Raw genomic sequence first — 25,416 nt, 5'->3', positions numbered from 1 at the left:
TGAAAAGCAATTGTCGATGATCTCCTCGGGCTCAAAGCTGGCCGAAGACATCCGCTATGGTCTTGCCCATTGGGAAGGGCTCACCCGCTTCCTCGTTGGCGTTGTTAGCAATCAGGTGCTGATTCCTCTCAAACTCCTCCCAGGAAATATATGCCTCGTGGTGGTCGCGGATCAAAACCTCCCAATCCTTCCAGTTCCGGCGAATGCTGTCGCGCACAACGCGCTTGCGGCCGTCTTCCATCAAAACGCGCGTTCCGCGTCGGCCAAAAGCGTAGGCGCCGGCATAGATCGGATTCGTCAGTTATGGCAAGACTGAAATGTGCCCAAGAAGAGCCACCAGTTCCGCCTGACGTTTCGTTTCGGTCTTGGCGAACAGCGAGGCAAGCTGGGAGCGGATCGTGGTGCGGCTGAGGCGCCAATTGCGGGCGATCTCCAGCGGCGCATCGCCCTGAGCCAAGCGCAACGCCAGGTGCGTTTCCGCGCTCGTCAAGCCAAACATCTTTTGCAGTGTCTGAGGATTTGGCCCCGACCTGTTCTCGCGGTCCAGTAACGCCACAATGCTCGTTCCGTCAGGAGCGATAAACCCGTTCTCGTTCAATATCACAGGCCTGTCGCCGCTGCTGCGGATCACCACCCACGATAGTGAGCCCGGCAGGAAATGGGCCGGAACATTCGCGATCAGCCGCCTCAAGGCCACCGAAAGCCCGCTGGCCGTACCGGCCACTTCTCCCTGGCGCTCCAGCGTGGTTTGAGCGGCTGCGTTCCATTCGACCACTTTCCTCTCGCGGTTCAGCACGAGATAGCCGCAGCCGATGCGATCAAGCATGCCGGTTACGGATTCCAGGCTGCGTGCTCTTGGCTCCCCGACCCCTGCGCCCGATGCACGATCTGGAGGAAAAGCATAAGAGGGCCGCGTCGTATGCGCCTCATGGTTATACTTGGTCGTTATCGCAATGTATCGGTTACCCGAAACAGCATCACTGTGTCTATCCATCAGAGTCATTTTCTACCCCTACCCAAAGTTTCACCAGCCTGAAGCAAGTTATTCGGGATTTACAGAAAAGTTTTTAAGTGATAATATCGTCCGGATTGTATTGTAATAACCTTACTCGAAACCTGATGATTGCACTGTTAATAGTCCCAAAATTTGCGCGCAATCGCGAGATTTATACCGTCCATAGATCATCAACTGGTTGTAATCTTCCCGTTTGTGTTCCGGGATATGAAAGCCACGCCGAAATTCCGCCGCCTCCGTCGGGGTTCGAGTGCAACCGAGTTTACTGGCGCTGACTCTTAAACTCCCCAGTGAGCATCCGATCTTGGTCGCAATATCTTTCAACGGTTCGTTATTAAGGTATCCATCAAGAATTATCTTGCGACGGGCTTTGTTTTTGAGCTTTGCGTTCATTTCGGGAGCTCCTCAATTACGCGTTCACAACACGATTATATACGAACCAAATTGAAGATTGTCGTTAGCTTCACATCCAGAAACGTATCTCGGAATGCATTTCTTAAGATTTCTTCATGCCGCCAAGCTGCCGATAGTATTTCCTGCTCACCTGTTTCCGACACCACACAGCCCTCCCACGAAAGGGCAAGATTAATAACGAGCGAGATGGCGAGAAAGAAAAAGTGGCATAGGGGTGGTCGCCGGTCTGGAGCGACGACAGTAAGGACCGGTCGCCAAGTCGACTGTTATCGCTTATACAGGAATTCCCCCGCGCGCGCGCAAGCGCGCAAGGGGGTACTGCAATCGCCAGTGAGGCCGATACGCGCACCAGCTCGGCCCAACAGCGATGCTAATTCTGTATAAGAAAGTTTTAGGGTGGGGGCATCTCATTCCGGAAGAAGCTGTCCTTCACGCCGGCTAAGGCCATCAAGGACGCGCTCAACGGCTGATCCTTTGCCGGTATATACCCCTGACAGAAAGAGCCCCGCGGTCTACCTTGTGGGGATCAAGTGTAGTGTAGTCTTCCCGGCCTTCACGGCCGCCCCCGACAGCTTGCGGTCAAAGCTCGCAAGTTGGCCGCCATGCGCCTTGGCGAGCGCAAGAAGATAGGTATCGGTGACCTGTGCCGAGGTCAGGATTTTCGCCGCATCGATGTCGACGGAGCCAACCAGGCTCACATCGTCGGACCAGAAGCTGTGCCCATGCAGGGCTCGCAACTTGGTGACGATTTGCGCAACGACGGCAGGCGAGCCGGGAGAATTAGGATATTTTTGGTTTCCGACGATGCGCATGACGCCGTTTTCGGTAGTGGGACAGGTGGCCCATGCGGCGTGACCGGTCACTTCGAACCAGCCATGGGCGTCGTCATGGGCGACATGGCCGGGATCGATCAGCGCGATCAACACATTGATGTCGAGCAGGAAGGTCACAGCAACTCGTCACGCAAGGCATTGACCGTCTCAAGCGTGACAGGAGGTGCACCCGGCCGAGGCGACAGCAGAGGTATCCCGTTGCGCTCGCCGCCGGCTTGCGGGCGGCGCAGCGAGCGCCGGGCGAGATCGGTGATGATCTCGCCCACGCTGCGGTCCTGCTGCCGGGCCATGGCCTTGGCCGCGACCAGGACGTCGTCATCGATCGCCAGTGTCGTTCTCATATCGCCCTCCTTGGTGCGCATCAATCATCACGCATCATATAGAGTAGCGACGACGGATACTCAAGCGGTAGCGCACGAAAGGTGGCGCACGAAATAGAGGCTCGATGCCGCCCCCGACAAGCGGGCCTTCCGACCGGGCGCCCATCCGTTGGCGTTCGACCGGCGACATAACATAGCCCGGCACCAGCGCGTTTCTTTCGCCCTTCGTGCTGCCGGAGATCCCATGTGCACGTAGCGTGCGCAACGCCCGGCCTGGCGCCGGTGGAAGCAAAATCGGACGGTGTGGGCACAGGTGGCCTGCTGATTGCCTATGCGACGGATCCGGGCGCCATAGCTTTCGAGGGCAACGGCTTTGACACTCCTTACTCAACGGCGCTCGCAAGGCACCTGACCGAGCCCGCGTTGAAATCCAGTGCGCGCTGACACGCGTGCGCGGCGAAGTGACCGAAACCACGCAAGGTCGGCAGAGGCCATGGCATAATGCGTCGCTGGGCGGTGAGGTCTTCCTTAGAAAACCCGCTGAGGCAGCGGCGCCTGCCGCAAAGCCAGCGGCCGACGCGTCGAACCCCGCAGCGGCGCCCTCTCCTGTGGCCGCTGCCAGCGATCCTCCATCCTGGGAAGTCGAGCAACGCCTTTGGGATGAGGCTTCGAAGCGCGTTTCGGACGAGGTGAAGCAAACAGCGGGCACCGAATTGACAGAAAGTGCGATCGGTCTTGACCGCCAGAGCCGCATCGACCTGCACCTGCGCATCGAGGCGTTGGGCAACGAACTTGGCCGCATTGACGGAAACATAGGTCCGCAGACCCGCCGGGCGATCGGCATCTCTGGCAAGCCAAGAATGGTCTTGCGCCGACCACCTATCTGACGCGCGAGCAATTGGCATTCCTCGAGGTTCAGACAGATCCGATGATGGAAGCCGTGCGTGCCGGATATGCTGCCGATCAACCCCGTGCAACGCAGCCGAACGTTCCAAGCCCATTCGCCTGGCCTGCCGCTGCGCTTACCACTCAGTTCCTGACGCACTGCTGCACAGTTTCAGGCGGCATGCACCAGCGTACGCTACTCGGCCTTTATACGCATTTCCACGCGGCGGTTGACGGCGTCGTATGGATTGGGGCTACGCGGATGCGCTTCGCCCAACCCGATCGCGTTGATGCGGTCAGCCTCGATGCCACTGGATGTGAGGAAGGACGTCACCGATTGCGCTCGTCGCTGCGACAGCCGCTCATTGTAGTGCTCCGGACCGGAAGCGTCGGTGTAACCTTCGACGACGAAATGGAAAGTACTGATCCGGCTGTCCTTCAGGGCCTTGGCAAACTCCTCGAGTTCAGCGCGTGCGGTCGCGTCGAGTTCGGCCGAATCCAGCCCGAAATTGATCAGCATGTCGAGACTGGATTTGTCGGCCGGCCCGTCTTTTGCCTTGGTCTTGCTCTTGCACTGCTCCTCAGTGCCGACACAAATCCCACGCGACTTGCCGAGGTCGGCCGCGCCAGCAAAAAACTTGACGATGTCTTCTGATTTCTGGACAGGGTCGGCGGAAACATGGGTCGAGAAAGCCACGACCGCCAACACCAAGGGTGAACTGGCCCACCGCATAGCGGTTACTCCTGTTGAGCATCGGATGTTACCAAGGTGAATATACCAAATTCCCACGCATTTGTCTGTCAATAAACGCTGAGCCCGTGGCTGTGTCGGCCGATCTCCCGTCCCCACGAGTTGAGACTTGACCGCCGCCACGCCGGGGGCTTGAGTACCGACTGGTTCTCGATGAAGGCGTGGCGTCATGGCCAATGGGCTCCGATTCAAAACGGCACGGGATCTTTTCATGGCTTGTCCCGCTGTCGCCAGAGACATGAGAGCCCTTCCAACCGAGCAGCGTTCGATCGAGTTTTGCCGCGATCTCCTCGCCGGGCCCATTCCCGAAGAGGCGATCACGTTTTGTGCCTACCTGCTTCCTGATCGGGCTGCGGTCTGGTGGGCGCATGAATGCCTGGGGCATCTGAGCGAGCTGCTCGATAAGACAGATCAAGAGCTGCTCGCGCTTGTTCGCGACTGGGTCAGCGAACCGGACAGTCCCCGCCATCGCGCCGCAGTGAGCAAGGCTGCGGGAACCCCGCCGACAACGCCGGGCGCCTGGATTGCCTTGGCTGCGGAATGGCGTGACAATGGTTTTGGCGTTGCCGGATCTGTCGTCGGCGCAACCGCGCCAACGGCCTTGCAGCCACATCCTGCCGCCCATGCAGTCAATGCCGGTGTTCTAGCAGGGCTGGCGCGCGTCGCACTGGCCGACCGCTTTGCCGTTCTCTCCGCCTTTGTCGAAATGGGCCTCCAGTTGGCCGAGATCGAGGCGCAGCGCCAATCGGCGGATGCGTACTAGACCCGAACCATTCCAATAGACGCAGCTCCATCGTCTTGACCAGGGGTTTTCGAACCCAAGGGCCCCAGATCTCACTTGCAGCCGCCTTGCGCCCATTTGGCCAGCGCCACCTTGAAGCGTGTCCCAAGCGGATGTTGCAGGCGTAGAACGGAGACATCGTTGGCGGCGAAATTTTTCGCCTGTTCGCATAGCCGATCCTCATTCCACTCATGGCAGCCGTTGCAGTGCTTGCCCTCCCACACCGCCTTGTCGAGCCCTTCCACGGGAGTGAAGAGTGGTTTGCCTGTGATCAGCTCAGCGATACTCTTGCCGTCGATTGCTGGATCTCCGAAATCGACAGGTTGGTCGAAAAAGATCGGCTCGTCCGAAGCCAGTCTCGGGATTTTCTGACGCAGCACATTGAGCGCAAGCTGGGCATCGTCAGCGCCAGACGGATTTGCGGCGGCGTTGCGCCCGCCCGAGCCGCCTTGCGGTTGTTGCGGAGCGGTCGCCTCACCGACGATCAGTGGCGCGTTCAGATCCACTTTGTGCAACACGACCTCGGTGGTTAGCGAGACATTGATCCACGGGCGCTGTTTGCCGGCCGTTGCTTTGAACACGTCGGCGGTAACCCTGTTCATCGCGTCGGTGATGGAGACGTTCGAGGCCCCGATATGGGCAAGCAGCGCCGACGTGAACGGTGAGTGTTCGCTCGATCCGTCATAGGCGACCTGATTGGGACTGGTGGAAAAGGCGACCAGCGTGCCAGCGCCGCCATTCTCGATCGGGATTTCGGCAAGGCCACTTCTCGCTCCCTTGACGCCTGCGGTCTTTGCCAACACCTCGGCCAAGGGGTTGTCGCGACAGGCGTCGAGGAAAATCAGTCTTATGCTGGTCTCGCGCGACATTTGCCGCAAGATGAAATCCACCGGCACGGCTTCGAAGTCGAGCGAGGTCTCGTCTTCCAGTGCGGCATCGACCGGAAGCAGGTAGTTGCTGCCTGAAACCTGCAAGCCGTGGCCCGCGTAAAAGAAAAGGGCAATGTCGGCGCCGCGCACCTGCTTTGCGAAGTGCGCAATCGTCGTCTGGGTCTGCAATTTGGTCAGATCGAACCCGGAGACGACTTCAAAATCCAGGCTCTTGAGGCGTTCGGCAACAGCCTGCGCGTCGTGTACCGGGTTGGTCAGCGCCGGCGCATGCTGATACTGGGAGTTGCCAAGGACCAGAGCAACACGGCGTTCGGCATTGGCCGCCGTCAAGGTCAAGAACAGCGAGAGCATCACCAGCCCGATCGCGCGCGGGACACCACCAAACCAAGCAATCAGATCGGAGCCCCGCCGGAACAAAAGGCCCTTCCTCAGTTGAGGAGCTTGGTGGCGGAAAACTCAATCCGCCGATTGAGCGCCTTGTTCTTCGGCGTGTCGTTGGCGGTAACTGGCCGCTCCTCGCCGTAACCGGTCGCCGTGATCTGCGTGCGAGCAATCCCGGCGGCAACAATGGCATCAGCAACTGCCTTGGCCCTGCGCTCCGACAGGAGCTTGTTGGCGGCTGGCGACCCATCGGAATCGGTGTGGCCGGAAACCTCCACCTTCAGGCCTGGGCACTTGCCGACTACGCCAACGACCTCAGCCAGCAGCGGACGGCTTTGGCTGTCGAGCCGTGCGCTCGCCGTCCGAAAATAGATGGCTCCGGTGCGAGAGAGCACCGCGAACCGGTTGAGGCACTCCTCGTCGCTGAAGTTCGCCTTCGCGGCATCGGTGGCAACGGGCCCGACGTCGGCGGCGCTTGCCGCGACGGTCTGGACGGCCGCGGGCTTGGTGCCATCGGCGTTGAACACGAAATCGAACGAGACCGAAGCGGCTGGAACAATGTTGGTCACATTGGCGGCCTGTTGCAGCTTGTCGACATTCGGCAGCAGTCCGAAATCCTCGACATGCACGGCGACGGGCGCTTCCGAAGCGACGGAGACCATGCTGTCGCTGATCATGGTCACCACGACATTGGCCTCAAGATCCTTGTCGACCCCATGCAGGTTGAGGCGGAATGGTAGCACTGCCTTGACCCTTCGCTTCGTCGCAAGCTCGGCAAACGCCGCAGGATCCACCTTTGCGGTCAGTTCTGCGGTCGGATACTTGAATGTCTCAAAGAAAAGGAACCGCATGCGGACGTTGCGAAGGTCGACACCGGTATCGACGGAGTTGAGGTCAAGCTTGATATTGGCCTCACCCGTCGAAGAAAGAGTGCCGGCGATGTTCCTGATCTTGTTGGTTTCAACGATCGTGTTCTTCTTGACCGACTGATAGGTGAGCACCGAGGCGGCCGGATCGAGTGTCCAGTTCGTCTGTGCATTCGCGCTTTCCAGTCCGGGTAAAAACAACACCGACAGCGCGACGATGAAGCCGAGGATATTTGTGGCGAACCAGCTTCCTGGCCCCGCTTTCCTGCAGGATGCAACGACTTCGAACATGGCCCCCTCCCCTGCCTAAAGCGACAGACTGAGCATCGATACCTTGCACTATCCGATGCCACCAGAGACCATAGAACACTTGCCCCCGCTTGGCGAGTATCTGTCCACTTGAGCGCAAGGGTGTAAATTCGGCTCAGGCCCGAGCTGCGGAAGCCCAGCAAAATGGTGATGCACGAACACTGCCTCCGCAGCAGCCTTGTTGGCGGATATTGTAGCTTGTTGGAGCATATTCACTACGGCAGAGCGCCACCTGCCAGCTGTTTTTAAGGCCGGTCACGCTAAAACTAGCCCAACCGAGCGAAACGCCCGCATACTTCATCCTGCTTGCCCCGCGGACGTACCTGCCGGCTCTTCGATGGAAGATTTCGACCGTATGAAGGAGGCCGTTTCAAGGGCGTCCGGGCCAGGCACCTGCCCAAGGCCGCGGCATGAAGCCAGCTGCCAGCCTGGTATGTTCGATGGCAATTTTTCAGCTTGCTGCCGCCGATCGTTTGAAGATGATGGTCACCTTCGTCCCTTTGCTGGCGCTAGAGTCGACTGCGAACTGCGCCTTGGCGTTCTCGGTCAGCGAGCGCGCGATCAGCGCTCCGAGCTTGCCTGGCTTGGGCCACGTCTCGCCTTCCGGCAGGCCGATTCCGTCGTCCGCCACTATAACCCGGCAGCCGTCGCCATTGACGATGCTGTGCAGCGTTATCGTGCCGCCGTCGCGTCCCCGGAACGCATGCTTCAGTGAATTGGTCAGCAGTTCGTTCACGACCAGTCCCGCCGGCATGGCGACGTTTATTGACACGGGATATGTATCCACCTTCATATCCAGGCGGATCCCCTCGACTGCGTGCGAACTCATCACCGCGGACGCGATCTGGCTGAGATAGACGCCAAGATCGACCTCCTCCTTCGGCTCGTCGGCCGTTAGCGTCTGGTAGAGGATCGCCAGAGCGTCGACGCGACCGGCGAGCCGCTCAAACCGTCTCCGGTCGGCCTCGGTCGCGTTGCGGCTTTCCAGCCGGATCAGCGCAGTGATCATCTGCAGGTTGTTCTTCACCCGGTGCTGCAGTTCGCGCAGCAGCGTGTCTTTCTCGCTGACACGCTCCTCCGCCGAGCGCTCATCTCCCGCCTCGCCATGGGCGGATACGTCGACCAGCGCCACCAGCCGGAAGCACACCTTGCCGTTGTCGTCTTCGATCACGTTGGAATAAACGTCGACGATCACCGGCTTGTCCTCGTTGCGCTCCAGCCAGAAGGTGCCGACCAAATCGGTTCCCTCGGCCACGGCCTCGGCAAGCGGCCTGTCCTTTTGCTGATGGAGGCCTATGCCCAAAAGGGCCGCCCAGTTTTCTCGCGTGAGCCTGGCGGCCGTCAGGCCTGAGAGTTTCTCGAATTCCGGATTGGCGTAGACCACACGCTCCTCAGCGGCAAGGTCCGAAACGGCTATGGCGATCGGCACCTGGTCAAGGAATTTTTTGAACTGTTCGCTTTCCAGTGCGGTTGCAAGGTCAGGTGTATCAAGCAACTGCTCGACCGCTTCGGCCTTCTCTGAATCAGATGTCATTTGCGCGCCTGTTCTGTGCGTACGATATCAACAATGCAGCGCGCCCGCCATCGCCAAGGCTGCATTTCACGCACCGCGTCATGCACCTGACAACAAGCCTTGCGTCGGGCGCAACGGCCATACGTCTAACATTGCGACCGGCCGAAGGAGAGCGGCAAGCGCCGGCTGCCACTTCTAGAGCCCTTGAAGGGGTGAGGCGGCCCCGGGCAAGTGGCTCCGCTGCATATTAACCTTTTGGTAACTCTCTAAACTCGAAAGCTAAATGGTACTGGCTCCTTTTGCTCTCAATAGGTGTTAGGCCCGATTTCGAGGCGAGAAAAAGGAGAGGACCCAAATGGCCAACGTACTGAACGCCAAGGGTGTTCCACTCGCCTACAGCGGGTCCTCGGTAAAGTGGTATTCGGCGACGAACTCCGGCCCCACACTTTATGGCAGCATCTACAACGACTCAATGTACGCCGACGGTAGCGTCACCGTCACGATGTACGGCGGCAAGGGCGATGACATCTATTATCTGTATTCCTCCAAAAACAAGGCGGTCGAGCTACCCAACGAGGGTGTCGACACCATCTCGACCTGGATGAGCTACAAGCTGCCAGCGAATTTCGAGAACCTGACGGTCACCGGCGACAAACACTATGCTTTCGGAAACGAGCTAAACAACATCGTTGCCGGCGGCTCCGGCCAACAGACGCTCGACGGGTTACAGGGCGATGACGTTCTCAAGGGCGGACCCGGGGCGGACATTTTCGTCGTGACCCCCGGCAACGGCAGTGACCTGATTCTCGACTTTGGCGCCGACGATACCGTGCGTGTCGGGAGTTACGGCTTCACCTCCTTCGAGGATGTGCACGCCAACATGGTCCAGTCGGGAGCGAACGTCCAACTTAACCTGTCCGATGACGAGTTTCTCGTTTTCGCCAATAAGACCATCGACCAGTTCACCCCAGGCCAGTTCGATCTGGCCCTGGACAGGTCGCATCTGGAACTCACCTTCTCGGACGAGTTCAACACGCTCGACCTGTGGAATGGCTCGAGCGGCACCTGGGACTCGAACTTCTGGTGGGGTGCCGCGAACGGCAGTTCGCTCACGAGCAACAAGGAGCTTCAATGGTATATCGACACCAACTACGCCCCGACGAGTTCGGTCAACCCGTTCAGCGTTGAGGACGGTGTTCTCACGATTACTGCCGCCCGGGCTCCCGCGGCAATCCAGCCCTACATAAACGATTACAAATACACGTCAGGTTTGCTGACGACCTATGAGTCCTTCGCACAAACCTACGGCTATTTCGAAATTCGGGCTGACATGCCCGAAAAACAAGGTGTATGGCCGGCCTTCTGGCTTCTGCCGGCTGACGGCTCCTGGCCACCGGAACTGGACGTCGTGGAAATGCTCGGTCAGGATCCAAACAAGCTCATTCTGACAAGCCACTCCAACGAGACGGGAACGCATACGACAGTGTCCTCGACGGCCTATGCCGCGGATACCGAAGGGTTCCACACCTACGGAGTGCTGTGGACAGAAGACGAACTCGTCTGGTATTTCGACGACGTCGAAGTTGCTCGTGCCGCAACGCCTTCCGATATGCACGATCCCATGTATATGCTGGTCGACCTGGCGGTCGGTGGGCTCGCGGGAGCGCCTGCCGACGGGCTTGCGACACCTGCAGAAATGCAGATCGACTACGTCCACGCGTACGCGCTGAACGATTGGCATATCTAGGCGCAACACCTGACGGTGGCGGCGGTATGGAGACGTTGTCATCGAGCCCGATTTCGGGCACGATTCTTGCGCCTGGGACCGAACTGGAACCGATGTGAAGGCGATGTCGCATTCCCATTCGTCCGAGCGGCCGCGACCAACCCTCGCTGCGGTTTTGGCTTCTTTCCGCCGCGCGTTCGCTGGAATTGCCCTGATGAGCGGCGTCGTCAATGTTCTGGCGCTGACCGGCTCGTTCTTCATGCTGCAGGTCTATGATCGGGTCATCACCGGCCGCAGTGTGCCGACGCTTGTCGGGCTTGCCGTATTTACCGGCATGCTGTTCATTTTCCAAGGCGTTCTTGAGCTTATCCGGTCGCGGTTGCTCGTGCGCATCGGGATGGCTTTGGACGCGCGATTGAGTGGGCAAGTCTATACCGCCCTTATGCGTTTGCCGTTGCTCACCAAGCTCCCAGGCGACGGCCTTCAGTCGTTGCGGGATCTTGACCAGGTGCGTTCGTTTCTGTCGAGCACTGGTCCGACTGCGCTTTTCGACCTGCCGTGGATGCCGCTGTATCTGGCAATTTGCTTCCTGTTCCATGTCTGGATCGGCATGACGGCGCTGGCAGGCGCCATCCTTCTCTCTAGCCTGACTCTGCTTGCCGAAGTTCGCACGAGGGAGCCTGCGAAGAGGGCAAACAGCCAGGCGGCAGCGCGCAATACGCTTGCGGAAGCGACGCGTCGCAACGCAGAGGTCCTGCAGGCGATGGGCTTTGGCGCGCGCATCGCCGAGCGCTGGTCAAGCGTCAACGCCGATTTTCTCAACACGAACGCAAGAGCCAGCGACCTGGCTGGGACGCTCGGGACGATCTCGAAGATCCTGCGCATGATGCTGCAGTCGGGTATACTGGCGATCGGCGCCTATCTGGTCATTCATCAAGAAGCGACAGCCGGTATTATGATCGCCAGTTCGATTATGATGAGCCGGGCGCTCGCACCGGTCGAACTGGCCATCGCCCACTGGAAGGGTTTCGTCAGTGCTCGCCAGGCATGGACCCGGCTGAGCCAGCTTTTGGCCATGCTTCCCGAAACTGCCACGAGTGTCTCGCTGTCGGCACCTGTATCTGCTCTTGCCGTAGAAAGCATTAGCGTCACCCCACCCGGCGAGCGTCGTGTGGTTGTGCAGGATGTCGGGTTCGCGCTGGAGAAGGGTGCCGGCCTTGGCATCGTCGGACCGAGCGCGTCCGGAAAATCGTCGCTTGTCCGAGCAATGGCCGGGATATGGCTTCCAACCCGTGGGACCGTCAGGCTGGACGGAGCAACGCTCGACCAGTGGTCGCCGCAAGAACTGGGCAACCATGTCGGCTATCTGCCGCAGGATGTGCAACTGTTCGATGGCACCATTGCCGAGAACATCGCACGCTTCGAACCTCAAGCCTCGTCGGACAAGATACTGGCGGCTGCGCGCGCGGCCGGCGTTCATGACCTTGTCGTCCATCTGCCGGAAGGCTACGAAACGCGGATCGGCGAGGCCGGGTCGGCGCTTTCGGCGGGCCAGAGACAGCGGGTTGCGCTCGCTCGGGCCCTCTATGGCGATCCGTTCCTCGTCATCCTGGACGAGCCTAATTCCAACCTCGATTCCGAAGGGGAGGCCGCGCTGGCGGCGGCAATTGAGGGCGTGCGGGCGCGAGGCGGCATTGCTGTGGTGGTGGCACATCGGCCGAGCGCGCTTGCAAGCCTGGATCAGGTACTCGTCATGGCCAACGGCCGTGTCCAGGCGTTTGGCCCCAAGAATGAGGTCTTGAGCAAGGTAACCCGTTCGGGCAGCGTTCCCCTGAAGGTCGTCTCCGGCCCTGAGGAGGCGACACACTGATGACGCAACACACGGCATCCGCGATCGATCGGACCATTCGACGCTATCTGTTCGGCGGTGTCGCGGTCTGCATGCTCCTGGTTGGTGGGGCCGGAAGCCTGGCCGCGGTCACGGAGCTTTCTGGAGCCGTCATTGCTTCGGGAAGGCTGGTCGTCGATTCCAGCGTTAAAAAGGTGCAGCATCCAACGGGTGGCGTGGTCGGTCAGATCCTCGTGCGAGAAGGCGACGCCGTGCAGGCGGGCCAGGTTTTGATCCGTCTCGATGAAACCGTGACCCGGGCCGATTTAGCCATCGTCACCAAGAGCCTGGACGAATTCGAGGCCCGTCTGGCCCGCCTCGAAGCCGAGCGCGATGGCACCGACGCCATCGCCTTTCCATCTTCGCTGACGTTGCGGCAGGACGATCCTGAGATCCGGCGTGCGATGGCCGGCGAGCTATCCTTGTTCGAATTTCGTCGCCAGGCACGCGCTGGCCAGAAGGCCCAGTTGAGAGAGCGCATTGCTCAGCTCAGCGAAGAAGTTTCCGGCCTGACCGAGCAAAGGGCTGCTAAAAGCCAGGAAATCAAGTTGATCGGGCTTGAACTCGACGGCATGCGCAAACTCTGGGAACGCAAGCTGGTTTCAATCGATCGCATAACGACGCTTGAGCGTGACGCAGTCCGGCTTGACGGCGAACATGGGAAGCTGACTGCGTCCATCGCGCAATCGAAGGGTCATACATCCGAAATCCGTTTGCAGATCATTCAGATCGACCAGGATTTGCGCAGCGAGGTGGCAACCGAGCTCCGTGACGTCCAGGCAAAGCTCTCGGAGTTGGTCGAGCAAAAGGTCTCGGCCGAGGATCAGCTCAAGCGGATCGATATACGCAGCCCGCAGACTGGCGTCGTCCATCAGCTCGGCGTGCACACGGTCGGTGGCGTCATATCTGCGGGAGAGCTCATCATGCAGATTGTCCCTGTGACAGACGACCTGACCGTCGAAGCACGTGTGGCTCCGCAGGACATCGATCAGCTGATGCCAAGGCAGAGCGCAACCTTGCGATTTTCGGCCTTCAACCAGCGGACAACGCCAGAGCTGAATGGTGTAGTCAGTGAGATCTCCCCCGATCTGAGCATCGATGAACGAAGCGGTGCGGCCTTCTATACCGTGCGTGTCAGCCTGCCCCGTGCAGAGCTTGCGAGGCTGAAGGGCCTGACCTTGTCGCCCGGTATGCCTGTCGAGGTGTTCTTCTCGACCGGCAGCCGCACAATGCTGTCTTACCTCGTAAAACCTCTGGCAGATCAAATCCGTCGGGCATTCAGGGAGGACTGAGTTCGCGTGCGCGGCTCGGCATAACCCATGCCGTGCTTAGAGCGTGAGGATTTTAAGTTGGGGCATACTCGACCTCGGTGAAATAGTTGGCGCATTCCTTGATCTGAGAGCGTCGTGGATTTTGCCAATGGCGCTGCAGACGGCGTGGGTGGTGCGTCTGGCGGCCTTTCTCAGCAGGTGCATGAGTTTGGCAAGAGCATCTCGATCGGATTCAGGTCTGGCGAGCATTTCGGCAGGAAGAAGAGCTTGGCGCCGGCTTTGTTGACGGCGTGCCGGACGGCCTTGCCCCTCGTGTGAGACGGAATTGTCGTTGACGAGGATGTCGCCCGGCTTGAGGGTGGGCAAGAGCACCTTCTCGACATAGAGGCGGAAGCCATTGATCGGCCCGTCGATGAGCATGGGGCGGCGACCACTGCGCCCGCCGACGCGCCACGTCGGGCCGATCTTGCGCGCGCCCACCGGATGATGACGAACGCTATCGACATCTTCTCGCCGGCGGCGCTCCGAATTGAGCTGGTGCCTTACACACCTGCAGTCATAAGGAACGCGACGGCCTCTCCGCTCATTGATTGCTTTTCGATCGAGCCGCCGTCATGCCCTCCACCTCGATACGCAAAACAGAATACGATCCGGACAGTAAAATCCTCTCGGTGTGGTTCGTGGCCAGCGGCAAATTATACGAGTCTGAGGGCGTGCCGCCGGAAACCTTTGCCGCGACCACATCCCGCAACCATCCGGTACCGTCTGGTTGCGAGCGATAGCGACCCAGGATGATCCGACCTGCCGGTGACCGAATTTGTCCTTGTCGCTCCAACCGTCGGTTGGTGGACGCATTGCCGGTGATGCGCCCTAAGGTTCCCGGACGGTCCGCGCGCACCGGGCAAGCCCACCCCCGCATCCCCCCTGCCTGGTGCAAAGGCGCTCGATCGGTCCCGCCGTCCAAGGCATGTGCGGCGGGACTTTTTGTGATCGACCGTGGAACACCGCCTCGCGGTGAAGGCCAGCAACTACCCCTCACACGATTGCTGCCAGCTCGGTGTCCCCGAAGCCGGCGTCCCCTGGGGGACACGGGCTTCCTATTTTCAGCCTGCTTTGTCGCAGTGGCGCTAAGTACGACCAGCTCCTGGTACCTCGTCCAAGAGATTTGGACCGTTGCCCGCGGGCATCTGCCCGTCGGGCGTAAGCTTGTCTACCGCCTCGGGCAATTCTCTTGTGAGCCGGTCGAGAAGTTCTTCATGGGACAATCCGGTTTGCTCAGCCAAATCGCTCAACGTTTGCGGGTCAATTGCTTTCTCAATCTGGTCGCGCTGAACGGGCCGGTTGGATCCTTTTCCTACCCAAGAATCTACCTGATCGCCCGCACCCGCATTTCTGAGACGGTCCAGGATGTCGCCGAGGCCGCCAGGGGAGCCAGCGCTAGCGTTGGGATCTGTCGATTTCCTACCAGCGATCAACTCGCCAATCTTGTCCTTATTCTTGTAGGCAAGCAGGCCCAGCAACGCTATGGCGACCTTTCCTATATCAAGGCTCATTTCGCATCTCCTTCTATGAGGAAGGGACAAGGCAGGCGGCTTGGAAAGGTTCCACGGTTGTGCTGCTGGGCCGATATTCGGTTCGGTTTTAGCCGGACGATTGCGGCTTCTCGGCCCGATTCTGGCTAGACTTCAGCATCCGTGCCTCCGCAGAGTCGGGTCGCAGCTCGCGTCGTCTCTCCGGAGGCGCGGGCTTTCTACATTCCGTCACCGATTGCGAGCGACACCCTTATTCATGCCGGGCCGCCGCCAAAGGGCATGAAGCGCCCAGCCCCCCAATGGTTCAAGCCGGGGCTGATTGGCCCCGTAAAGCATCTGTGCGGCGAAGAGGTCTACGCAACGCTTCGCTGCTGGACTTCTGGGATCAGGATTAGGGTGACACCGGCCATGCCGCGCATGACCCTTCGGCGAAGCCGCCTAGGCTTACCGCAAAGCAGATTGAGTTGTCACAACGCCCCCTGGGCGGCCGATAGCCTGTGCTTTTCGAAGATTGCTAGCTTCTGCTGATAAGTGATCCGCACCTTGGCGTTGCACCCGTGGCATCTGAAGTGCGCGATCGCTCTTAGTGCAGAGCCTTTCCTTACTGCCGGATGCGAGCAATCCGGACAATTGAATGTGAGCGCAACATTAGACAAGTCTTTGGCTAAACCCATTTTCATCCCCTTCGCAAGGAGGTGTTGACACCCTCAGTCCTTTGCCTCGTCACGGTCTTGCATGGAGCCATCGATTTCAACTACCGGGTTAGAAAGCCCGGCGCAGTTGCCGGTCGGCCATTTCTTTGGCGAGGCCCACCAGGGCATCGACCTCTTGCAGCTGGTCCAGGTGACCGCCATCGGCGACGCCCTTCGGATCCTCATCAATTGGACAGAGGTTCATCGCAAAGTTTCGGCAATAGACCGTTTCTTGACCACGCCTGCATCTCCAGCATCTCAACCCTCAAGACGAGCAAGCGCTCCGGCCGAAGTATGTTGAGGCAAAAGTCGACATTCAACCGTGAACACGCCGTGCTGCCTCAAAGGTGCCCTGCAATGGGTCAATACGTCTGGCATCGCAATTGCATGGTCAGGTGTGGGGGAATGGGGTAGAGGCCCGTCGCTTCGCAAATGCAGCGGCGGGTCTTCTACATACAGGTCGGTCGCGGCCTACGCGCTGCCGTTCGTCTCGCTTTCCTCATCAGTCGCTCGGACTGGCAGATAACGTTGGTTTCGAGCCACTCGCGCAGCACAACCTGAATGAGGTCCAACCGTCCAATATTTATTTCTCCGCGATGGAGTTGAGAGCGTCCTCGTCGCGGGCTCCAGCGGCACGCCGGAGACGTTTCTAAGCATCAATGCAGCGCACGCAGCATGACTTGCAGATCGGCGCACGATATATCTGCGACGCGACCGGGGGCGCTTTCAAGCTCTTCGGCAGCAGATAGGCGGGTCGTTCAGAGGGCCGCGCAGCGCCCGCACCAGCGCCCACCACGACGTGCGGGAGTCTCTTCCCCCCGCTTATGGGACAGCGGCCGCGGAAACGCTCGGTGGTGAGGCTCTATAGTCGCGATTTCGCTCACCGGTTGCATCCCGGCCTCGAACACGTTATTATTGACCCTAGCGTTCCCGGCGGGAGGTGGATGAGTATCATCCAAAGGGTCGGTCCAGTTCTAGAACAGGCGATTGCCGCAATCGTCAACAGGGCGGACCGGGGGGACACCGTCTCCGTCAAAGCCGCATTATACCACGTTCGGCAGTCTGCGCCTGATTTGACAGTATGCGACGACCATCTAACCGAGGCTATCCTCGAAGTCGCCGCGGCCCTTGACCTGTTCGTGGCTTTCGATAATCGCGAGTAGCCGATCCATCGAGCGCGAGCCAGTGGCGGTTTGAGAGGAACGGCCCGACAGCCAATCGGGGTTACCATCGGCCGCCGGGCCTAACTAGCGGGCAATTGGGTCGTTCGCCGGCTGGGCGAGTTATAGGCCATCTCATGCATCATTGCTAATTTAGTAAGCTGATTATGTTTCGTTGCCCTGGCCGCCGGATCTCACGATCCAGACTCGGGTTCCGTGCGTAGGTGGGCAAGGCGCCGGCACCGGCCGGCTGGAGTTCATTGAGCCTTGATGCCGACCCTGGTCGAGAAGCCGCCCGAGGGCGACGCCTGGATTCACGAGGTGGAGTTCGACGGCTACGGGGGGCCTGTCTGCCGGTAGATCAGCATTTAGGTCGGCGTCGACCAGAAGCTTGGAAACCGTGTTGATCGACACGTCGGCAACGCGGGACCTTTGCTAGATCATTGCCTATTTCTGCGCGACCCGACAGATTTCACCCGAGCATGCCCTGTGTCACGTAACAGGGCAACATGACCCATCCATTGCTGTGCGCCTGTGTTCGGTTATACCTAGGGGTGAATTCAGATGATCTGACATATTATCGATGGCAAACACCGCGAACCCACTTGATGAGAATTCCGACGAGCATCGGCGCGAGCGCCGCCAACGTGTGCTAAAGGGCGGGACGATCATCACCGGGATCCAGAATTCCGAGATCAGCTGCACCTTGCGCAATCAGCATGAGGGGGGCGCCGAGCTGAAGGTCGCGCCCGAAGCCCGGGTTCCCGATCGCTTCTTGCTCTACGTGTCGGTCGATGGAGTTGCCTATCGATCGGAGGTTCGCTGGCGTCGCAACGACCGCATCGGCGTCAAATTCACCGGCACCGAGCCGAAACCGAAACTTCACTACGGCTGACCGACGGCAAGATGAAAGTCAGAACTTTTCTGGCACTCGCCAATTATTTTTCATGTGCCAAACAGCACAAATTGCACCGCCCATTCTCTCCGAGGACAGCCCGGACAGGGACGTGAACTGCGCAGTCGTCCTTGAAACCGCTTTCACGGCTCTTGTGTCCTCTTGCATCGAGCAAGGCTGGACGGCTGAAGAGACTGCCACCGTATTTTTCAACTTCGCCAAGAAACACCTTGAACAGCTCAAGGCGACGACATCGACTTAAGTTCGCGTAGCTGTGCGCTGTTTTGACATTTCGACATCGCGGTGTCGGATTATTTGCATGCAAACGAGTTTTGCGACGCTATCCTCCCCATCCTCAACGCAAGATTCTGGGAGGAATGTATGGCTCCGCATGAGCGACATGCCGTTGAAATCGTCAGAGACAAAGAGTGGTCGGTTCGCGTGACGGTCAATGGCACCACGACCACCGTCCCTTTTACATCTGAGAGCTACGCGCGCTCGTTTGCAGATGGTCAGGCGTTCCGGCTGGGCGTTCAGGTGGCGGAGCTTAAGAAGGCAGCCTAGCTGCGCGGTTGGCCCAAAGCAGCACGACCCAAACCACACACCCAGGGCGACGCGACCCGGCACAATATACTCGTCAAACGCCCCTTCGAGTTCGCCCGTGCAGGCGATATCGCCCGGCTGGACAACAGCTTCCCGGTCTGGAACCGCGCGCCAAGCCTGACCTACTCGATCCTCACGCGCGAGGAACTGATGACCGGCACCGCGCGCGCGGGCCCCTTGTGCCCGGCTGGGCGCGCGACGGCAGCGGAGGCCCGCCGCGCGTCAATGCGCGGGCGAGACCATCGCCACCAATGCCCTGTTCAAGAAGGCCTATTTCGAATGGCGTAAGCTCGACCCGTCCGACAAGAAGAAGCAGCCCTATGCCATCGCCATGAGGTCGGGCGAGCCGTTCGCGCTTGCCGGCATCTGGGAAGAGTATGGCGACAGGGCAACGGGCGAGCTGGTCCGCACCTCCTGCATCGTCGCCTGCGAGCCGAACTCCCTGATGGCCACCATCCAGACCGCAAGCCGGTCATCCTGGCGCCGGCCGACTATATGCGCTGGCTCGGCCCTGAACAGGATCTCGCGACCTGTTGAAGCCTTACCCTTCCGATGTGGCCGATCGACAGCAAGGTCGGCAGCCCGCGCAACAATCCCGACATCATCGACGAGATCGGCGTCGGGCCAAAAGACCTGTTCGACGTTTAGTCACAGGAAGCGCTCACCGTCGTCGCGATGTTCAAACAGAACCAATGAGGCGGCTGCCTCGGCTTGGCGAACCCCCATCCTGCATCCTTACCGCAGTTGAGATGCTCGCACCCGTGGCGCTGAATGCAGGGGCGCGCTTGACGATAGCAGAACGAAGTGGCTGGCGCTCGATTCACTAACCGCGCGGTTTGGCCTTCGGTTCTGGCGAGCTTTCCGACGGGTTTGCAGCCAAATTTGCAGTTCGCCGATCTTTTAGCCACAGCGATCTTCTTCTTGCCAGTAGATCGTGGCGATCGCCTTCAGCGGTCGCTCGGCTATGCGTCGCAGCAATGGCATAGTCGGCTCTGTTGGTTCGATAGTCTTGTTCTTTTTGCACAGTCATCGTTTGCTCCCAGTTCGTGGCCCCTCTTTTGCCCTGCCGGGAAGATTAACTGCCGGGGCATTCCGCGAGTCAATCGATTAAATGATGCACTCTGCAGTCGCGCCTACATCTCATGGTTTTTGATGATGCCGGCTTAGCCGTCGGGCAGGTTTGGGGGCGGGCGAAGGGGATGTCTTGAGCCTCACGCAGGCCCCACCTCCGTTCTCCGGGACGAACACCACCCCAGGGCGTTCCAGGGCCTCCAAGTTTCGAACCGTCGATAATATGTCTCGGCGCCGCCGCGCGATAGCGAACGAGACGGCGCGATCCTCATCGTGGGCTTCGTGCCGCCAGCTAGCCGGATCCCCTCGGTGCGGTCGCGATCACTCTTCCGTATCTTGACGGCTCCGGCGTCGATTTAAAGCTCGTCTGCCCCTCCATCTTCGATCCAGCAAAGTCGATGCGGCGAACACCTATCACCAAGGATGGCGACGCGTCCTGAAGCGTGCAGGTGTCCCGCATATCGGGACGCACGGCGCGCCTCGACGGACATTGCCAATTCGCGGCCTGCCGTTGAGGATCGGAGCCCAACTTCCTTTTCGAGCCGAAACGCGTTGCGTTTCACGAGCAGCGTCGATGCTTCGCTGCGATCCTGGAGTTCGCCTTTGATAGCGCTAATCCAGCTGGTAAACTCCTCGCGGGGGTGGTCAGTCCCGCGTCCGCTTGTTAGGCCGCCCTGTTGAACCGTCTCGGGGTCACGAACTGGCTCCGTCAATGAATGACCTTCGTCCGTCTTACGGAATTTCATCGTCGTGGCTTTGTACGCCTTCCTTGTTGTCGCCGCTTCCGCGGCGCGGCTGTGCTGAAATTGGTGGTGCTTGTCTGGTGCGGGCTTCTGTATAGACCTAGCGCTTTGCGGTACCCCCTCGTTCAAGGCTGGTCGTTGCCATGCTTAAGCCGCTACCTGATCAGGATGTCGCCGACGAGGCGCTGACGTCTTCGATCCTGGACACGACCATTCGACGCTGCAGCCGACCTGGCGCGGGCGTTGGATGACCACAAAAGGCTATCGGTACTTCTTGCCGGAGCGCGCCGCACTGAGCTTCTGGGAAGCGGCGGCCGTCAGATCATTCTCGCGTGGAATGACTCGGCTCGGCGATCGGCCCGACATGAAGCTAACAGCTTTTGGCGCCCGCCTCGGAGTTTGTGGACTCCTCGCACCGGCGATAATCATAAGGGCATCGCTGGCTGTGAGCGACGAACATGCCTTCGCCTCGCTACGCGGTGGGCTGCGGCGAGCACGTCGGCCGTGTGTCGTGAGACAATTATTGGCGATGCGGTAATGGCGAATTAGTCACGGCAATGGCTGTGACCGGAAGCGCTCGCTTATGCGCTGTGCTGGAATGCACATGAAGTATGCGCGTGCGCGCCGCTTCGTCGATCTCTCGGCCTTCGAGGAAGTCGTCGATCTGATCGTACGTGACACCATATGCATCTTCGTCCGGGCGAAGCGGAACGAGGTTCTCCAGATCGGCGGTCGGGATCTTGTCAATAAGTTCAGACGGAGCGCCCAGATGCGCTGCCAAGGCGCGAACCCTGCGCTTGTTCAACCCGGAAAGCGGAAGAATGTCGGCGGCACCGTCGCCGAACTTGGTGAAGAAGCCCATCAATGCCTCAGCCGCATGGTCGGTGCCGATGACCAGCCCTCGGGTGACACCTGCGAGCGCGAACTGGGCGATCATGCGCTGACGCGCCTTGATGTTACCAAGCAAGAAATCCTCGCGGCCAGCATCACCGAGCTCGAGACCAGCCAGCTTGATCGAATCCAGCATCGCGTCGGCAGCCGGCTTGATGTCGACCCGGTGCACTTCATCCGCCCCTATGGTGTCCAAAGCCCACTGGGCGTCATGTTCGTCCGCCTGGATGCCGTACGGGAGACGAACGGCCAGGAATCTGGCATCGTACCCCATCATTCGCAGTTCCTCGACGGCGCGTTGAGCCAGAAGGGCCGCGGCGAGTGAATCCACTCCGCCGCTGCTCCCCAGCACATAGGTACTGAGGCCCGATTCACGCAGATAGGTGCTGAGAAGGTCCATGCGCCGGCGCCCTTCCAGCGCGACATCAAAACTCGGAGTGACGCCCAACGCGTCGATAATCATTTCCTGTTCTGTCATGCCCAGAGGTCCTCCTGATGTCACAACATTCCGTCCAGCCGCGCGGCCAGGAGGTCGGCGGTGGTCACCGTCTCGACCTGCATGCCGTAGCGGCTCTCGTAGATCGCGAGCATGGCATCGTGGGTCGAGTCAGCTCCCGAACATACCGCGTCGGCGACGATGACCACCCGGTAGCCGAGATCGATCGCTCCCATCACAGAGGCGAGCACGCAAACCTCCGTCTCCGCGCCCGACACGATAAGTGAATCAATGCCCGCAGACCGCAGGCGAGCATGCAGTGACCCGTGCCAAGCGGACATGACGGGTTTGTCCTCCAGCAAGGCGGGCGGCACGAACCGCGCCAGTTCTGGAACAAGACCGATCAGCTGAGGATCAAGCCGATCGCGGGTCATTGTCTCCCACTTTTGATAGTACCGTCGCCAGGCGCCGCCGACGTCATCGGGAGATTGAGGGGGAATAAACCGGGTGAAGATCGTCCGCGCCGGGTCAAGTTCGACGAGGGCGACGACATTGGGCAATACACGCTCCATCCACGGCGTGTGCCATTCCGTCGCCTCGGCAAACATCCGTTGCATGTCGACACAGAGGTGAACCCAGCGCTCACGAAGCGGTCCAAACCTCAGGCCTTCGTCTAATTTCGTCAAGGCCGGACCGCTTCCCTGACAATGCTCTGCGCCTCGGACTTGTCCAGATGACCCACGATCTTCGCTGCCTTGCCAACGGCGGCTTGGCAGGCGACGAAAAAGTCCTCAACGTCATTGACCTTGTCCGGTGGCATGTCGACGAATTCATATGGTGGATCATCCTGGTGCAGCAGGAGCGGCACTGCCATCAGGCGGTTGTTGCGTTTAGCGGGTCCCACGCTCGACTTCTGCGTCGCGGTCCCCCCGAGGACGCGGCACCGCAGCAGTGAGCCTATCGCTAGATCGGCATCCGTCGGCAGCAACACCTTCAGTGGATCGCCTTCGTCAGCTTGCGTCGAACCGAGGAAGCCGAACGAAAATGGGAACGCGAACCCCACAGCGAGCAGTTTCTTGGCTCGCAACACTCCCGTCTCAGCATCGCGAGCGTTCTGCGTCTGGCTTCCTCGGGGTGTCTCAACCGCAAAGTTGTAGCCGCCGGCCACGTAGAGAGAGATATTGTCGATTGACTCGTTCATTTCGGGATAATCCGGTTCGACCATCTCGTGTTCCTCGTGGTTCAATTGAGCTCGATCCAGGCCGGCGCATGGTCGCTTGGCTTCTCCCAGCCGCGAAGCTCGACATCCACGCCGGCACTGCGCAGCCGGTCGGAAAGAGAGGGGCTGACCAGGAGATGGTCCATGCGCAGGCCGGAACTCCGATCGTAGCCGCCCCGGTAGGAGAAATTCCAATAGGTGTAGATGCCCTTCTCTGGATGGATGCGCCGCACGGCATCGATCCAGCCACCTTCGAGCATTTTGGCATAGGCTTGCCGGCTTTCCGGGAAATAGACCGCATCGCCCAGCCATCGCCTCGGCACCACGGCGTCGATCGGGGTTGGAACGACGTTATAGTCGCCGCAAAGAACGCTTGGTGCCCCAACTTCAAGCAAATGCTGGCCGTAGCTGATGAGACGATCGAACCAGCGCAGCTTGTAGTCGAACTTTAGGCCAGGCGCTGGATTGCCATTGGGCAGGTAGAGACAGCCCACGACGACCCCATCCACCTCGGCCTCGATATAGCGGCTGTGCGTATCGTCAGGATCGCCAGGCAGGCCGCGTCGGCGTTCCACCGGCTCGATTCCGCGAGCGAGGATTGCCACACCGTTATAGGATTTCTGACCGTGCCAGATGGCACCGTAACCCGCCTCTCTGATCGCATCGGCAGGGAACTTCGCGTCGGACGTTTTCAGTTCCTGAAGGCAAACGATGTCGCAGTCGGTTTCGCGCAACCACTTCAGGAGCACAGGCAGCCGGCCGTTGACGCCGTTCACATTGAAGGTGGCGATGCGGGTCATGTGCATGCCCCCTCATGAGATACTGGCGGCAACTGGCGCGCAGGGCGGCGTGACCTATCCCGCTGCGCTGAGCCCCCAGCTCTTGGTATCGCCAACTTCGCCGGCATCCTGTGCGGCCGAGGCTCACTTCTTGCCCAGCTCGTCTTCGACCTTCTTGCGACTGTTGCTGACCGACTTCACCGCCGATTTGACGTTAGCTTTGCTGGCGCCGGTTTTGCCCGCCTCGTACTTCATTTCATGATCCTGCCCACCAGCGACCCTGGCACGGTCCTGATTGCGTCCACGTGTTGTTCCAGTGTTTGCCATTTCTTCCTCCGAGGATTACCGTTCCAGTCCCAACAACGCAGCCGGACTCTTCCGGTTCAATCCTTCGACGCGCGGGCCATGGAACCGAATCCAGGCAGGGTTTGTTGAATCAGCCCATATATTCGAGGCCCTCAGTCGACCAGGCGCTCACCGACGACGACCCCGAGCTCGCCGCCAGCCTGGTCGACTTGGCCGACCAGCTGCACACCCCCTGCCCGCCAGCCTGCGCGACGCGTCGCGGCGGCGCAGGCCACCGACCACGGCCGGGTCGCCAGGGATACCTGGCACGGCGCCGCCACCGGCGACGCGACAACCCCCGCTGGCCTGGCTGGCGCCCTGGTCACGGATGCGCCCGGCATCGGCGACGTGCGCGACCTGATTCACGAAGGCCGCGCCTATCTCGACGGCGCCGCCTATGATCCGGTCATCCTCGGCCTCGCCGCCATCGGGCTCACCATCACGGTCGCCACGGTGACCACCCTCGGCGCCACCACGCCGGCACGCGTCGGCGCCACGGTTCTCAAGGCGCCAGCAAGGGCGGCCGGCTGTCGAAGCCGCTGCGCGGCGAATTGGTGCGGCTCGCCGGCGACGCCGTCGATGGCGAGGCGCTGCGCGCCACGGTGACCCTCGCCACGGCCGGCGATCTCGCCGCCGCCCGCGCCACGCTCAAGGGCGTGCTGCGCCCTGCCCCGTTGGCCACCCTGCGCACCGCCGCCGCCGACCTCGGCATCGTCGCCAAGGCGCAAGGCTGCCGCGTCACGGCGGATGTTCTGAAGCTGTCGACATCCACGGCGGACATGGGCCGGTTCACGCGCCTGTCGGCGCGGTTTGGCAACGGGTTCCGGGACCTCCTCGCCGCGCTCGGCGCATTGGCGCTGACGCTCGCCGGCCTGACCGTCACGCTCACCAGTTAGCTGGCTGGCCTCGGCCGTGCTGTGGGTGCTGGCCCTGCTCTACTTCAGCTGGCGGCTCCTGCGCCGGCCGTGGCGGTGAGCTACCCCGTGGGCGGCTGTCTGGCCCCACACTCCCGAGGATATTGTTAGGACGGTTAGGATCAGGTTTTCGGAGGTGTCATGGCGCGGAGACGGGCCGGCAGGCGGGCGATCGGCTCGCCGATCGGCACGCCCGGCCGGGGGTCGCTAAGGCTGGCACGCTGCATGGCCTCAACGAGACGGGTGTGGATCCGCATCGTCGACGCTCGAGCCGGCTTCAGCGGCCGGCACCT

29 protein-coding genes and 1 pseudogene are annotated in these 25,416 nt (G+C 60.3%); 12 read left to right on the top strand and 18 right to left on the bottom strand.

Annotated elements, in window-relative coordinates; translation table 11 throughout:
* Nucleotides 1–316, top strand: a 316-nt coding sequence (locus NKJ08_RS39055; protein ID WP_502906341.1) for a hypothetical protein, incomplete at its 5' end; no start/stop codon positions are given.
* Here the strand turns inward: NKJ08_RS39055 and NKJ08_RS20675 are convergent.
* The 4 genes from NKJ08_RS20675 to NKJ08_RS20660 form a co-directional block, all read right to left on the bottom strand.
* A complete protein-coding gene (locus tag NKJ08_RS20675) occupies nt 302–826 on the bottom strand; it encodes a helix-turn-helix transcriptional regulator (protein ID WP_352779877.1) in 525 nt (174 codons plus the stop codon). The genes NKJ08_RS39055 and NKJ08_RS20675 overlap by 15 nt on opposite strands.
* Nucleotides 827–1,105: 279 nt before the next feature.
* Nucleotides 1,106–1,408, bottom strand: a complete 303-nt coding sequence (locus NKJ08_RS20670) for a hypothetical protein (RefSeq protein ID WP_352783038.1) — start codon at nt 1,406–1,408, stop codon at nt 1,106–1,108.
* A 533-nt stretch (nt 1,409–1,941) separates the two neighbouring features.
* Nucleotides 1,942–2,379, bottom strand: a complete 438-nt coding sequence (locus NKJ08_RS20665; protein ID WP_352779878.1) for a TA system VapC family ribonuclease toxin — start codon at nt 2,377–2,379, stop codon at nt 1,942–1,944.
* Complete coding sequence (locus NKJ08_RS20660; protein WP_352779879.1) at nt 2,376–2,603, bottom strand: CopG family transcriptional regulator; 228 nt, start codon at nt 2,601–2,603, stop codon at nt 2,376–2,378. The genes NKJ08_RS20665 and NKJ08_RS20660 overlap by 4 nt, the downstream gene beginning before the upstream one ends.
* 587 nt (nt 2,604–3,190) lie before the next feature.
* Between NKJ08_RS20660 and NKJ08_RS20655 the strand changes: the two genes are divergently transcribed.
* Nucleotides 3,191–3,469: a hypothetical protein gene (locus NKJ08_RS20655; RefSeq protein WP_352779880.1), complete on the top strand. Its 279-nt coding sequence runs from the start codon at nt 3,191–3,193 to the stop codon at nt 3,467–3,469.
* A 194-nt stretch (nt 3,470–3,663) separates the two neighbouring features.
* On the opposite strand, the gene NKJ08_RS20650 is transcribed toward NKJ08_RS20655, so the two are convergent.
* Nucleotides 3,664–4,389: an OmpA family protein gene (locus NKJ08_RS20650; protein ID WP_352779882.1), complete on the bottom strand. Its 726-nt coding sequence runs from the start codon at nt 4,387–4,389 to the stop codon at nt 3,664–3,666.
* Between the two features lie 40 nt (nt 4,390–4,429).
* Here NKJ08_RS20650 and NKJ08_RS20645 point away from each other — a divergent pair, with 40 nt between their 5' ends.
* Nucleotides 4,430–4,981, top strand: coding sequence for a DUF6931 family protein (locus NKJ08_RS20645; protein ID WP_352783034.1), 552 nt, complete (start codon nt 4,430–4,432; stop codon nt 4,979–4,981).
* Nucleotides 4,982–5,052: 71 nt separating this feature from the next.
* On the opposite strand, the gene NKJ08_RS20640 is transcribed toward NKJ08_RS20645, so the two are convergent.
* The 3 genes from NKJ08_RS20640 to NKJ08_RS20630 all read right to left on the bottom strand — a co-directional run bounded on the left by NKJ08_RS20640 (nt 5,053) and on the right by NKJ08_RS20630 (nt 8,979).
* On the bottom strand, nt 5,053–6,306 hold the full coding sequence (locus NKJ08_RS20640; protein ID WP_352783032.1) for a caspase family protein: 1,254 nt from the start codon (nt 6,304–6,306) through the stop codon (nt 5,053–5,055).
* An 11-nt stretch (nt 6,307–6,317) separates the two neighbouring features.
* The gene (locus tag NKJ08_RS20635; RefSeq protein WP_352783030.1) at nt 6,318–7,427 is read right to left on the bottom strand and encodes an OmpA family protein; all 1,110 of its coding nucleotides are present in this window, start codon (nt 7,425–7,427) and stop codon (nt 6,318–6,320) included.
* Nucleotides 7,428–7,896: 469 nt separating this feature from the next.
* Nucleotides 7,897–8,979, bottom strand: coding sequence for a sensor histidine kinase (locus tag NKJ08_RS20630; RefSeq protein WP_352783028.1), 1,083 nt, complete (start codon nt 8,977–8,979; stop codon nt 7,897–7,899).
* A gap of 334 nt (nt 8,980–9,313) precedes the next feature.
* Between NKJ08_RS20630 and eglC the strand changes: the two genes are divergently transcribed.
* From eglC to NKJ08_RS20615, 3 genes are all read left to right on the top strand, one after another.
* The gene (gene eglC / locus NKJ08_RS20625; protein WP_352783025.1) at nt 9,314–10,705 is read left to right on the top strand and encodes an endo-1,3-1,4-beta-glycanase EglC; all 1,392 of its coding nucleotides are present in this window, start codon (nt 9,314–9,316) and stop codon (nt 10,703–10,705) included.
* Nucleotides 10,706–10,808: 103 nt separating this feature from the next.
* Complete coding sequence (locus NKJ08_RS20620; RefSeq protein WP_352783023.1) at nt 10,809–12,554, top strand: type I secretion system permease/ATPase; 1,746 nt, start codon at nt 10,809–10,811, stop codon at nt 12,552–12,554.
* Entirely contained in the window at nt 12,554–13,864 is a 1,311-nt protein-coding gene (locus NKJ08_RS20615) for an HlyD family type I secretion periplasmic adaptor subunit (RefSeq protein WP_352783021.1), read from the top strand. The genes NKJ08_RS20620 and NKJ08_RS20615 overlap by 1 nt, the downstream gene beginning before the upstream one ends.
* 170 nt (nt 13,865–14,034) lie before the next feature.
* Here NKJ08_RS20615 and NKJ08_RS39050 read toward each other — a convergent pair whose 3' ends face one another.
* The gene (locus NKJ08_RS39050; RefSeq protein ID WP_502906342.1) at nt 14,035–14,226 is read right to left on the bottom strand and encodes a transposase; all 192 of its coding nucleotides are present in this window, start codon (nt 14,224–14,226) and stop codon (nt 14,035–14,037) included.
* Between the two features lie 231 nt (nt 14,227–14,457).
* On the opposite strand from NKJ08_RS39050, the gene NKJ08_RS20605 reads away from it, so the two are divergent.
* On the top strand, nt 14,458–14,625 hold the full coding sequence (locus NKJ08_RS20605; RefSeq protein ID WP_352783018.1) for a KTSC domain-containing protein: 168 nt from the start codon (nt 14,458–14,460) through the stop codon (nt 14,623–14,625).
* Between the two features lie 345 nt (nt 14,626–14,970).
* Here the strand turns inward: NKJ08_RS20605 and NKJ08_RS20600 are convergent, their stop codons facing one another.
* Together NKJ08_RS20600 and NKJ08_RS20595 are read right to left on the bottom strand one after the other, a co-directional pair.
* On the bottom strand, nt 14,971–15,396 hold the full coding sequence (locus NKJ08_RS20600) for a YidB family protein (RefSeq protein ID WP_352783015.1): 426 nt from the start codon (nt 15,394–15,396) through the stop codon (nt 14,971–14,973).
* Nucleotides 15,397–16,137: 741 nt separating this feature from the next.
* Nucleotides 16,138–16,272 (bottom strand): hypothetical protein, encoded by a 135-nt coding sequence (locus NKJ08_RS20595; RefSeq protein ID WP_352530777.1) that lies wholly within the window; start codon nt 16,270–16,272, stop codon nt 16,138–16,140.
* Between the two features lie 1,538 nt (nt 16,273–17,810).
* Between NKJ08_RS20595 and NKJ08_RS20590 the strand changes: the two genes are divergently transcribed.
* The 3 genes and pseudogenes from NKJ08_RS20590 (at nt 17,811) to NKJ08_RS39045 (ending at nt 19,373) form a co-directional block, all read left to right on the top strand.
* Nucleotides 17,811–18,122 (top strand): PilZ domain-containing protein, encoded by a 312-nt coding sequence (locus NKJ08_RS20590; protein WP_352783012.1) that lies wholly within the window; start codon nt 17,811–17,813, stop codon nt 18,120–18,122.
* A 381-nt stretch (nt 18,123–18,503) separates the two neighbouring features.
* Nucleotides 18,504–18,686 (top strand): hypothetical protein, encoded by a 183-nt coding sequence (locus tag NKJ08_RS20585; protein WP_352530781.1) that lies wholly within the window; start codon nt 18,504–18,506, stop codon nt 18,684–18,686.
* A 66-nt stretch (nt 18,687–18,752) separates the two neighbouring features.
* Nucleotides 18,753–19,373, top strand: a pseudogene (locus NKJ08_RS39045) (SOS response-associated peptidase).
* Between the two features lie 175 nt (nt 19,374–19,548).
* Here NKJ08_RS39045 and NKJ08_RS20575 read toward each other — a convergent pair.
* The 6 genes from NKJ08_RS20575 to NKJ08_RS20550 all read right to left on the bottom strand — a co-directional run bounded on the left by NKJ08_RS20575 (nt 19,549) and on the right by NKJ08_RS20550 (nt 24,191).
* Nucleotides 19,549–19,755 (bottom strand): hypothetical protein, encoded by a 207-nt coding sequence (locus NKJ08_RS20575; RefSeq protein WP_352783009.1) that lies wholly within the window; start codon nt 19,753–19,755, stop codon nt 19,549–19,551.
* A gap of 1,304 nt (nt 19,756–21,059) precedes the next feature.
* Nucleotides 21,060–21,908, bottom strand: coding sequence for an NAD(+) synthase (gene nadE / locus NKJ08_RS20570; RefSeq protein ID WP_352783007.1), 849 nt, complete (start codon nt 21,906–21,908; stop codon nt 21,060–21,062).
* Nucleotides 21,909–21,928: 20 nt separating this feature from the next.
* Nucleotides 21,929–22,552 (bottom strand): cysteine hydrolase family protein, encoded by a 624-nt coding sequence (locus NKJ08_RS20565; protein WP_352783005.1) that lies wholly within the window; start codon nt 22,550–22,552, stop codon nt 21,929–21,931.
* Complete coding sequence (locus tag NKJ08_RS20560) at nt 22,549–23,091, bottom strand: inorganic diphosphatase (protein WP_352783002.1); 543 nt, start codon at nt 23,089–23,091, stop codon at nt 22,549–22,551. Before NKJ08_RS20560 ends, NKJ08_RS20565 begins: the two co-directional genes overlap by 4 nt.
* A 17-nt stretch (nt 23,092–23,108) precedes the next feature.
* Entirely contained in the window at nt 23,109–23,885 is a 777-nt protein-coding gene (gene xth / locus NKJ08_RS20555; protein WP_352783000.1) for an exodeoxyribonuclease III, read from the bottom strand.
* A 123-nt stretch (nt 23,886–24,008) separates the two neighbouring features.
* On the bottom strand, nt 24,009–24,191 hold the full coding sequence (locus NKJ08_RS20550; protein ID WP_352782998.1) for a DUF3606 domain-containing protein: 183 nt from the start codon (nt 24,189–24,191) through the stop codon (nt 24,009–24,011).
* A gap of 366 nt (nt 24,192–24,557) precedes the next feature.
* Between NKJ08_RS20550 and NKJ08_RS20545 the strand changes: the two genes are divergently transcribed.
* Together NKJ08_RS20545 and NKJ08_RS20540 are read left to right on the top strand one after the other, a co-directional pair.
* Nucleotides 24,558–24,815 carry a hypothetical protein gene (locus NKJ08_RS20545; protein WP_352530793.1) on the top strand — a complete coding sequence of 86 codons (258 nt, stop codon included), beginning with the start codon at nt 24,558–24,560 and terminating at the stop codon, nt 24,813–24,815.
* On the top strand, nt 24,764–25,105 hold the full coding sequence (locus NKJ08_RS20540) for a hypothetical protein (protein ID WP_352530795.1): 342 nt from the start codon (nt 24,764–24,766) through the stop codon (nt 25,103–25,105). The genes NKJ08_RS20545 and NKJ08_RS20540 overlap by 52 nt, the downstream gene beginning before the upstream one ends.
* Nucleotides 25,106–25,245: 140 nt before the next feature.
* On the opposite strand, the gene NKJ08_RS20535 is transcribed toward NKJ08_RS20540, so the two are convergent.
* A complete protein-coding gene (locus NKJ08_RS20535) occupies nt 25,246–25,380 on the bottom strand; it encodes a hypothetical protein (RefSeq protein ID WP_352779906.1) in 135 nt (44 codons plus the stop codon).
* Nucleotides 25,381–25,416 lie beyond the last annotated feature (36 nt).

The organism is Mesorhizobium sp. M0244 (assembly GCF_040321795.1).
Classification (GTDB): Bacteria; Pseudomonadota; Alphaproteobacteria; order Rhizobiales; family Rhizobiaceae; genus Mesorhizobium.
The sequence above is the reverse complement of the archived record's forward strand: the minus strand, read 5'-3'. Positions and strand labels throughout refer to the sequence as shown.

Bases quoted from the DNA above. Each gene is read 5' to 3' on its own strand.
- NKJ08_RS20675 (WP_352779877.1), bottom strand. From the start codon at position 826: ATGCTTGATCGCATCGGCTGCGGCTATCTCGTGCTGAACCGCGAGAGG.
- NKJ08_RS20670 (WP_352783038.1), bottom strand. From the start codon at position 1,408: ATGAACGCAAAGCTCAAAAACAAAGCCCGTCGCAAGATAATTCTTGAT.
- NKJ08_RS20660 (WP_352779879.1), bottom strand. From the start codon at position 2,603: ATGAGAACGACACTGGCGATCGATGACGACGTCCTGGTCGCGGCCAAG.
- NKJ08_RS20650 (WP_352779882.1), bottom strand. From the start codon at position 4,389: ATGACGCCACGCCTTCATCGAGAACCAGTCGGTACTCAAGCCCCCGGC.
- NKJ08_RS20645 (WP_352783034.1), top strand. From the start codon at position 4,430: ATGGCTTGTCCCGCTGTCGCCAGAGACATGAGAGCCCTTCCAACCGAG.
- NKJ08_RS20635 (WP_352783030.1), bottom strand. From the start codon at position 7,427: ATGTTCGAAGTCGTTGCATCCTGCAGGAAAGCGGGGCCAGGAAGCTGG.
- NKJ08_RS20630 (WP_352783028.1), bottom strand. From the start codon at position 8,979: ATGACATCTGATTCAGAGAAGGCCGAAGCGGTCGAGCAGTTGCTTGAT.
- eglC (WP_352783025.1), top strand. From the start codon at position 9,314: ATGGCCAACGTACTGAACGCCAAGGGTGTTCCACTCGCCTACAGCGGG.
- NKJ08_RS20620 (WP_352783023.1), top strand. From the start codon at position 10,809: ATGTCGCATTCCCATTCGTCCGAGCGGCCGCGACCAACCCTCGCTGCG.
- NKJ08_RS20615 (WP_352783021.1), top strand. From the start codon at position 12,554: ATGACGCAACACACGGCATCCGCGATCGATCGGACCATTCGACGCTAT.
- NKJ08_RS39050 (WP_502906342.1), bottom strand. From the start codon at position 14,226: ATGTCGAGAAGGTGCTCTTGCCCACCCTCAAGCCGGGCGACATCCTCG.
- NKJ08_RS20605 (WP_352783018.1), top strand. From the start codon at position 14,458: ATGCCCTCCACCTCGATACGCAAAACAGAATACGATCCGGACAGTAAA.
- NKJ08_RS20600 (WP_352783015.1), bottom strand. From the start codon at position 15,396: ATGAGCCTTGATATAGGAAAGGTCGCCATAGCGTTGCTGGGCCTGCTT.
- NKJ08_RS20595 (WP_352530777.1), bottom strand. From the start codon at position 16,272: ATGAACCTCTGTCCAATTGATGAGGATCCGAAGGGCGTCGCCGATGGC.
- NKJ08_RS20590 (WP_352783012.1), top strand. From the start codon at position 17,811: ATGGCAAACACCGCGAACCCACTTGATGAGAATTCCGACGAGCATCGG.
- NKJ08_RS20585 (WP_352530781.1), top strand. From the start codon at position 18,504: ATGGCTCCGCATGAGCGACATGCCGTTGAAATCGTCAGAGACAAAGAG.
- NKJ08_RS20575 (WP_352783009.1), bottom strand. From the start codon at position 19,755: ATGACTGTGCAAAAAGAACAAGACTATCGAACCAACAGAGCCGACTAT.
- nadE (WP_352783007.1), bottom strand. From the start codon at position 21,908: ATGACAGAACAGGAAATGATTATCGACGCGTTGGGCGTCACTCCGAGT.
- NKJ08_RS20560 (WP_352783002.1), bottom strand. From the start codon at position 23,091: ATGGTCGAACCGGATTATCCCGAAATGAACGAGTCAATCGACAATATC.
- xth (WP_352783000.1), bottom strand. From the start codon at position 23,885: ATGACCCGCATCGCCACCTTCAATGTGAACGGCGTCAACGGCCGGCTG.
- NKJ08_RS20550 (WP_352782998.1), bottom strand. From the start codon at position 24,191: ATGGCAAACACTGGAACAACACGTGGACGCAATCAGGACCGTGCCAGG.
- NKJ08_RS20535 (WP_352779906.1), bottom strand. From the start codon at position 25,380: ATGCGGATCCACACCCGTCTCGTTGAGGCCATGCAGCGTGCCAGCCTT.